This is a genomic window from Methylobacterium sp. WL18, from assembly GCF_008040015.1.
Classification (GTDB): Bacteria; Pseudomonadota; Alphaproteobacteria; order Rhizobiales; family Beijerinckiaceae; genus Methylobacterium; species Methylobacterium mesophilicum.
The window spans coordinates 1-7,276 of record NZ_VRVD01000222.1 but is presented as its reverse complement, the minus strand read 5'-3'; the positions used below and the strand labels follow the sequence as shown (position 1 = coordinate 7,276).

The window sequence follows — 7,276 nt, the reverse complement described above, 5'->3', positions numbered from 1 at the left end:
AGCCCGGCCGGTCCTGGCGAGGGGCACCGTTGCGAGAAGCCCGGCCGCCGCGACGACCGCGCGCGCTTGGCGCTCGCCGGCCGGCGCTTACATGATGGGCTCCCCCAGCATTACGCCCGGAAGACATGTTCCTGAATTGGCTTGAGCGCCGGGTCGATCCGTTTGCGCCCTTCGACGAGACGCGGACCCCGCCGCAGACGGTTCTGGGATTTGCCGGCTTCTACCTGCGTCCGATCCGGGCCGCCCTGGTGGCGCTGTTCATCATCGCGGTGGTGGCCGGAACCGTCGAGGCCTCGCTCTACCTGGTCATGCGCTGGTTCATCGACCTGTTGGCCACGGCCGACCGGGCCAGCGTCCTGTCGGACCATGCGGTCGGCCTCGGGCTGGTGTTCCTGCTGATCGCCCTGGTGCGGCCGATCTCGATCTGGCTGCACGAGGTGCTGTCCAACCAGCTGATCGTGCCGCAATCGACCAGCCAGATCCGCTGGCGGGCGCATCTCTACACCCTCGGGCATTCGCTCTCGTACTTCCAGGGCGACTTCTCCGGCCGCCTCGCCAACCGCGTCGTACAGGTGGGCCCGGCGGTGCGGGAGCTCGCCGTCGTGTTCATCGACACGCTGCTCTACGTGGCGATCTATGCGGTGACGGCGGTCGGGCTGTTCGGGTCGATCTCGCCCTGGCTCGCCCTGCCGGTGCTGGTCTGGATCGGTGCCTACGCCGCACTCACGACCTGGTTCGTGCCCCGCGCCCGCGCCCGCTCGCACAAGACCGCCGACACCCGCTCGGTCCTGATCGGGCGCATCGTCGACAGCTACACCAACATCCTCACCGTCAAGCTGTTCGCCCGCGACCGCGAGGAGCGCGCGACGGTGCGCGACGCGGTCGAGGTCCATACCGACGCCTACCTGTACCAGTTCCGGCTGGTCACCCTGACCACCAGCCTGCTCGGGATCCTCAACAGCGCGCTGCTGGTCGCCACCGGGGCGGCCTGTCTGGTTCTCTGGCGCGACGGCAGCATGACCACCGGCGAAGCGTCGGCCGGCCTCGCCTTGATCCTGCGGCTCATCGCCATGTCCGGCTGGGTGATGCAGACGGTCCGCGGCGTGTTCGAGAATGTCGGGGTCATTCAGGAGAGCATGCAGACCATGGCGCGCCCGCACGCGCTGGTCGATGCCCCGGAGGCCCGCGAGTTGGTGGTGGCGGGCGGCGAGATCCGCTTCGAGAATGTCGGCTTCCATTACGGGCGCGGCGACGCCACCGTGATCGAGGATTTCACGCTGACGATCCGCCCCGGCGAGAAGGTCGGGCTCGTCGGCGTCAGCGGTGCGGGCAAATCCACCCTCGCGAGCCTGCTGCTGCGCCTCTACGAGGTCGAGAGCGGCCGGATCCTGGTGGACGGCCAGGACATCGCGACGGTGACACAGCAATCGCTGCGCGAGGCCATCGCGATGGTCAGCCAGGATACGTCGCTGCTGCACCGGTCGATCCGCGAGAACATCGGCTACGGGCGTCCCGGGGCCACACAGGAAGAGATCGATCGCGCCGCCCGGCTGGCCCATGCCGACCGGTTCATCGCCGATCTCGTCGATCACAAGGGCCGCCGGGGCTACGACGCCCAGGTCGGCGAGCGCGGCGTCAAGCTGTCGGGCGGCCAGCGCCAGCGCATCGCCATCGCCCGGGTCATGCTCAAGGACGCGCCGATCCTGATCCTGGACGAGGCGACGTCCGCCCTCGACAGCGAGGTCGAGGCGGCGATCCAGGAATCACTGGACACGCTGATGGCCGGCAAGACCGTGGTGGCGATCGCCCACCGGTTGTCGACGATCGCGGCGCTCGACCGCCTGGTGGTGATCGACCGGGGCCGAATCGTCGAGGAGGGCACGCATGCCGAGCTCGTCGCCCGCGGCGGCGTCTATGCCGGCCTCTGGGCCCGCCAGTCCGGGGGATTCCTCGGTGGCGGAACGACCCGTCTCGACAGCGCCGTGGCGTAGCAGCGCAGGCCGGGCGCTGCCCTGCAACATATGACAACGATCGTGACCTAAGCACGCCCCCGGGCCTCCCGGCATAGCTTGACTTGGGGGTGGCAGACGGTCTCATTGCTCAGATTAGAACGATAATGCTTTGATCTCGGTACGGCCGGGACATCAGGGCAGGGCACCTGCGGCCCTCACGCCGACGCACGGAGTTCCAAATCTTGGCGACCACCTCCGCCACTACTCCCGCATCCCGGGAGGGCAGCCCTCAGGACGGCAGCCGCCGCGACTTCCTGTTCCTCGCCACCGGGGCCGGCCTCGCGGTCGGTGTGGGTGCCGCGGCGTGGCCTCTGGTCTCGTCCATGGCGCCCGACGCAGACACGATCGCGGCCGGGGCGCCGATCGACGTCGATCTGACGCCGATCCAGGACGGCCAGATCGTCAACGTCTTCTGGCGCGGCAAGCTGATCTTCGTCCGTAAGCTCACCGCCAAGGAGGTGACCGACATGGAGGCGGTCCCGCTCTCGGCGATGATCGATCCGGCGGCCTTCCCGACCCGGGTCAAGAAGGGCCACGACCAGTGGCTGATCGTCTACGGCAACTGCACGCATCTCGGCTGCGTGCCGATCGGCCACCAGGGCAGCTTCGAGGGTTGGGCCTGCCCCTGCCACGGCTCGCAGTTCGACGCCGTCGGGCGCGTCCGCCACGGGCCGGCCCCCATCAACCTGCCGATCCCGCCCTACGCCTTCGAGACGGATACGAAGATCCGGATCGGCGAGGGTGGCAAGGAAGCGGCGTGAGAAGGACGCGGACATGAGCGGAACTGCCAGCACGTACGTCCCGAAGAGTCGCGTCGCCAAATGGTTCGAGGCCCGGCTGCCGATCGCCGGGCTCGTGCACTCGTCCTTCATCGCCTATCCCGTCCCGCGCAACCTCAACTACTTCTGGACCTTCGGGGCGATCCTCGCCGCCTTCCTGGGAATCCAGATCGTCACCGGCGTCTGGCTGGCGATGCACTACGAGCCCTCGGCGACGGGCGCGTTCAATTCCGTCGAAAAGATCATGCGCGACGTGAATTACGGCTGGCTGCTGCGCTACGCGCACGCCAACGGCGCGTCGATGTTCTTCGTGGCGGTCTACGTCCACATGTTCCGGGCGCTGTATTACGGCTCGTACAAGGCCCCGCGCGAGGTGCTCTACATCCTGGGCGTGATCATCTACCTGCTGATGATGGCGACCGCGTTCCTCGGTTACACGCTGCCGTGGGGCCAGATGAGCTTCTGGGGCGCCACCGTCATCACCAACATCCTGGCGGCGATCCCGGTGGTGGGCGACACCATCCAGACCCTGCTGTGGGGCGGCTACTCGGTCGGCAACCCGACCGTGAACCGGTTCTTCTCGCTGCACTACCTGCTGCCCTGGATGATCGCCGGCGTCGTCGTGCTGCACGTCTGGGCGCTGCACGTCACCGGCCAGAACAACCCGGCCGGCATCCCGATCAAGTCGGGCAAGGACGCGGTGCCGTTCACCCCCTACGCCACCGTCAAGGACGGGTTCGCCACCTGCGTGTTCATGATCCTGTTCGCGTGGTTCCTGTTCTACCAGCCGAACTACCTGGGCCACGCCGACAACTACATCCCGGCCAACCCGGCAGTGACTCCCGCGCACATCGTGCCCGAATGGTACTTTCTGCCGTTCTACGCGATCCTGCGGGCCGTCCCGAGCAAGCTCGGCGGCGTGATCCTGATGTTCTCTGCGGTGATCATCCTGGCCTTCGCGCCGTGGCTGGATTGGTCGCGGGTGCGCTCCTGCAACTACCGGCCGATCTACCGGCAGTTCTTCTGGGCGTTCATCGGCGCGACCTTCCTCCTGGGCTGGCTCGGATCCCAGCCGCCGGAGGGGGGCTACGTGATCGCGTCGCAGATCTGCACGGCCTACTACTTCGCCCACTTCCTGATCGTGATGCCGCTCTGCGGCCTGTTCGAGACGCCCAAGGCGCTCCCGGCCTCGATCCTGGAGAGCGTGACCGGGCCGGGCAAACAGGTGAGCGGATCGGGGATGCCGGCGGGCGCCGCCGCCGCTCCGACCACCAAAGGCTGACGGGGTGACGACGGAACCATGATGATGACCCGCGTCCTCTCGACGACCGCTGCCGCCGCCCTCGCGGCGCTGCTGATCGGCGCCGTGCCGGCCTCCGCCCAGGAAGGGCATGGCGGTCCGGTGCCGGGCCGCGTCAACTGGAGCTTCGCCGGCACGTTCGGCCGCTTCGACACAGCTCAGCTTCAGCGCGGCTTCCAGGTTTACAAGGAAGTCTGCTCCGCCTGCCACTCGATGAAGCTGGTGTCCTTCCGCAACCTCGCCCAGGAAGGCGGTCCGGACTTCTCGGCCGCGCAGGTCAAGGCGCTGGCCGCGACCTACCAGGTCAAGGACGGCCCGAACGATGCCGGCGACATGTTCGACCGGCCGGGCCGGCCGGCGGACACGTTCCCGCCGCCCTTCCCGAACGACCAGGCCGCGGCGGCCGCCAACGGCGGCAAGGCACCGCCGGACTTCTCGGTGATCGCCAAGGCGCGGACCTTCTCCCGCGGCTCGCTGTACTTCCTGACCGATTGGCTGCCGCTGATCGGCTATTCCGAGCAGGGGCCCGACTACATCCACGCGCTCCTCAACGGCTACGAGGAGGCGCCGAAGGACTTCACGGTCCCCGATGGCGGCCACTACAACAAGTACTATCCCGGCCACATCATCGCGATGCCGCCGCCGATCACCGACGGGCAGGTCACCTACGCCAAGAACGACGCCGGCCAGCCCGTGGTCCCCGAGACGGTGGACCAGTACGGCAAGGACGTCTCGGCCTTCCTGATGTGGGCGGCCGAGCCGCACATGATGGACCGCAAGGCGCTTGGCTTCCGGGTGATCCTGTTCCTGATCATCATGTCGGGGCTGCTCTACTACGTGAAGAAGAAGGTCTGGGCCGATGTCGGCGGCGAGGTCCACGGCCTCCAGCCGGAGCTGCACAAGACCTTCTGAGGCGCCGCCTCACCGATCCTGCCGGGTGGGCCTCCTTCGGGGGGCCCATCTTTTTTGCGTTGGGACTGCGTGCTACCGGTCGGCGAACGCGGCTGTCGGCCTCTCGGCGACACCGATCCCATCCGCCCCCCTCCTGAGGTGCTGCGCAGCAGCCTCGAAGAAGGGTTCGAGGGATCGCTCCGCGTTGTGGCGACCTCCTTCGAGGCCTCCGCTTCGCTCCGGCACCTCAGGATGCGGTGGTGGATGGGATGCAGCTCACAAAAGGGAAACCGGCATGACGGCAGCGGTGCTCGGGGTGATGGGCGGGTCCGGGGTCTACGACCTGCCGGGCCTGGAAGACGTGCGCGAGGAGCAGGTCACGTCGCCCTGGGGCGAGCCCTCGGACGCCCTGCGCATCGGCCGGATCGGCGACACCAAGATCGTGTTCCTGGCCCGTCACGGACGCGGCCACCGGTTCTCGCCGTCGGGCATCAACTACCGCGCCAACATCGACGCGATGAAGCGGGCGGGCGTGACGGATCTGGTCTCGCTCTCGGCCTGCGGCTCGTTCCGCGAGGAACTGCCCCCGGGCCTGTTCGTGCTGGTGGATCAGTTCGTCGACCGCACCCATGGGCGCGCGTCGTCGTTCTTCGGCGACGGCTGCGTGGCCCACGTCTCGCTCGCGCATCCGGTCGGCCCGAACCTGCAGGCGCGCATCGCGGCGGCGGCCAGGGCCGAGGACATTCCCGTCCATCGCGGCGGGACCTATGTCTGCATGGAAGGCCCGCAATTTTCGTCGCTCGCCGAATCCCGGGCCTACAAGGCGCAGGGGTTCGACGTGATCGGCATGACCAACATGCCCGAGGCGAAGCTCGCTCGCGAGGCCGAGATCACCTACGCCACCATCGCCATGGTGACCGACTACGATTGCTGGCACCCCGGCCACGACGCGGTGGACGTCGCCGCGGTGATCGCGGTGGCAAGGGCCAACGCCGACAAGGCCGCCCGGCTGGTGGCACGGCTCGCCCGCGATTTCCCGGCCGAGCGCGAACCCTGCCCGGCGGGTTCGCACCGGGCGCTGGACGGCGCGATCATGACCGCGCCGACCGCCCGCGACCCTGCGGTGCTGGCCAAGCTCGACGCCGTGGCGGGCCGGGTCCTGCACGGATAGGGCGGCCGTGCCCTTTCCATTCCAAAGAAACTCACACTAGAAGGCGCTCGTGGCCCCGGCCGCCCCGCCACGAAGTCCGAAACACATGCGCAGCGCCTCCATCAGCCGGAAGACCGCCGAGACCGACATCGCGGTCAGCGTCGGCCTCGACGGGACCGGGCAGTCGAAGATCGCCACCGGCATCGGCTTCCTCGATCACATGCTGGACCTGTTCGCCCGGCACGGCCTGTTCGACCTGGAGGTGAAGGTCGATGGCGACCTGCATATCGACCAGCACCATTCCGCGGAAGATTGCGGCATCGCGTTGGGCCAGGCCTTCGCCAAGGCGCTCGGCGACAAGCGCGGGGTGACGCGCTACGCCGACATCCACCTGCCCATGGACGAGGCGCTGACGCGGGTCTGCGTCGACATCTCGGGCCGGCCCTTCCTGGTGTTCCGCACCACCTTCAAGGTGGAGAAGATCGGGCAGTTCGACACCGAACTGGTGCGCGAGTGGTTCCAGGCCTTCGCCATGAATGCCGGGCTGACGCTGCACGTCGAGACCCTGTACGGCGACAACGCCCACCACATCGCCGAGAGCTGCTTCAAGGGCTTGGCCCGCGCCTTGCGGAAGGCGGTCGCGATCGATCCCCGCGAGGAGGGACGCGTTCCCTCCACGAAGGGCTCCCTGTAGACCGTCGTTTCGTCCTTACGTTTGCTTCGTCCCGAAAACACCTTTCGGGACGGTGCCGGAGCCGGGAGACCCGCCATGCGGATGCGCAGCTACACGCTCCACCTGCCGATCGACGCGCGGCCGGGCGAATCCGTCGGCCTCGACCGGGCGGTGCTCATGCCCGACGGCTTTGCCTGGCCGGCCTTCGCGTTCGGCGTTCTGTGGTTCCTGTTCCACCGCCTGTGGATCGCAGCGCTCATCGTCCTCGCGGGATTCGTCGCGCTGGCCGGCATCGGCCACATGCTGGGGTTGCCGCCGGGGATCGCCACGCTCGTCACACTGCTGGCTTCCTGGCTGGTCGGCCTCGAAGCCTCGAGCCTGCGCCGCTGGACCCTGGCGCGCCGGGGTTGGCCGGCCCGGGATGCCGTCATCGCCGCCACCCCCGAGGAGGCCGAGGCCCGCGCCCTCAAC

7 protein-coding genes are annotated in these 7,276 nt (G+C 68.3%); all 7 read left to right on the top strand.

Going from position 1 to position 7,276, the window contains the following annotated elements:
- Positions 1-125: 125 nt before the first annotated feature.
- Positions 126-1,991, top strand: coding sequence for an ABC transporter ATP-binding protein (locus FV228_RS16145; protein ID WP_147855557.1), 1,866 nt, complete (start codon positions 126-128; stop codon positions 1,989-1,991).
- 203 nt (positions 1,992-2,194) lie between these two features.
- Complete coding sequence (petA, locus tag FV228_RS16140) at positions 2,195-2,773, top strand: ubiquinol-cytochrome c reductase iron-sulfur subunit (RefSeq protein WP_147855556.1); 579 nt, start codon at positions 2,195-2,197, stop codon at positions 2,771-2,773.
- A gap of 13 nt (positions 2,774-2,786) precedes the next feature.
- The gene (locus FV228_RS16135; protein WP_147855555.1) at positions 2,787-4,073 is read left to right on the top strand and encodes a cytochrome b N-terminal domain-containing protein; all 1,287 of its coding nucleotides are present in this window, start codon (positions 2,787-2,789) and stop codon (positions 4,071-4,073) included.
- An 18-nt stretch (positions 4,074-4,091) separates the two neighbouring features.
- Positions 4,092-5,003 (top strand): cytochrome c1, encoded by a 912-nt coding sequence (locus FV228_RS16130; protein WP_147855554.1) that lies wholly within the window; start codon positions 4,092-4,094, stop codon positions 5,001-5,003.
- A gap of 274 nt (positions 5,004-5,277) precedes the next feature.
- Positions 5,278-6,153, top strand: coding sequence for an S-methyl-5'-thioadenosine phosphorylase (locus FV228_RS16125; protein ID WP_147855553.1), 876 nt, complete (start codon positions 5,278-5,280; stop codon positions 6,151-6,153).
- An 85-nt stretch (positions 6,154-6,238) separates the two neighbouring features.
- Positions 6,239-6,826 (top strand): imidazoleglycerol-phosphate dehydratase HisB, encoded by a 588-nt coding sequence (gene hisB / locus FV228_RS16120; protein ID WP_147855552.1) that lies wholly within the window; start codon positions 6,239-6,241, stop codon positions 6,824-6,826.
- A gap of 75 nt (positions 6,827-6,901) precedes the next feature.
- The coding region (locus tag FV228_RS16115) for a DUF2628 domain-containing protein (protein WP_147855551.1) at positions 6,902-7,276 on the top strand (375 nt) is incomplete at its 3' end.

Bases quoted from the DNA above. Each gene is read 5' to 3' on its own strand.
- FV228_RS16145 (WP_147855557.1), top strand. From the start codon at position 126: ATGTTCCTGAATTGGCTTGAGCGCCGGGTCGATCCGTTTGCGCCCTTC.
- FV228_RS16135 (WP_147855555.1), top strand. From the start codon at position 2,787: ATGAGCGGAACTGCCAGCACGTACGTCCCGAAGAGTCGCGTCGCCAAA.
- FV228_RS16130 (WP_147855554.1), top strand. From the start codon at position 4,092: ATGATGATGACCCGCGTCCTCTCGACGACCGCTGCCGCCGCCCTCGCG.
- FV228_RS16125 (WP_147855553.1), top strand. From the start codon at position 5,278: ATGACGGCAGCGGTGCTCGGGGTGATGGGCGGGTCCGGGGTCTACGAC.
- hisB (WP_147855552.1), top strand. From the start codon at position 6,239: ATGCGCAGCGCCTCCATCAGCCGGAAGACCGCCGAGACCGACATCGCG.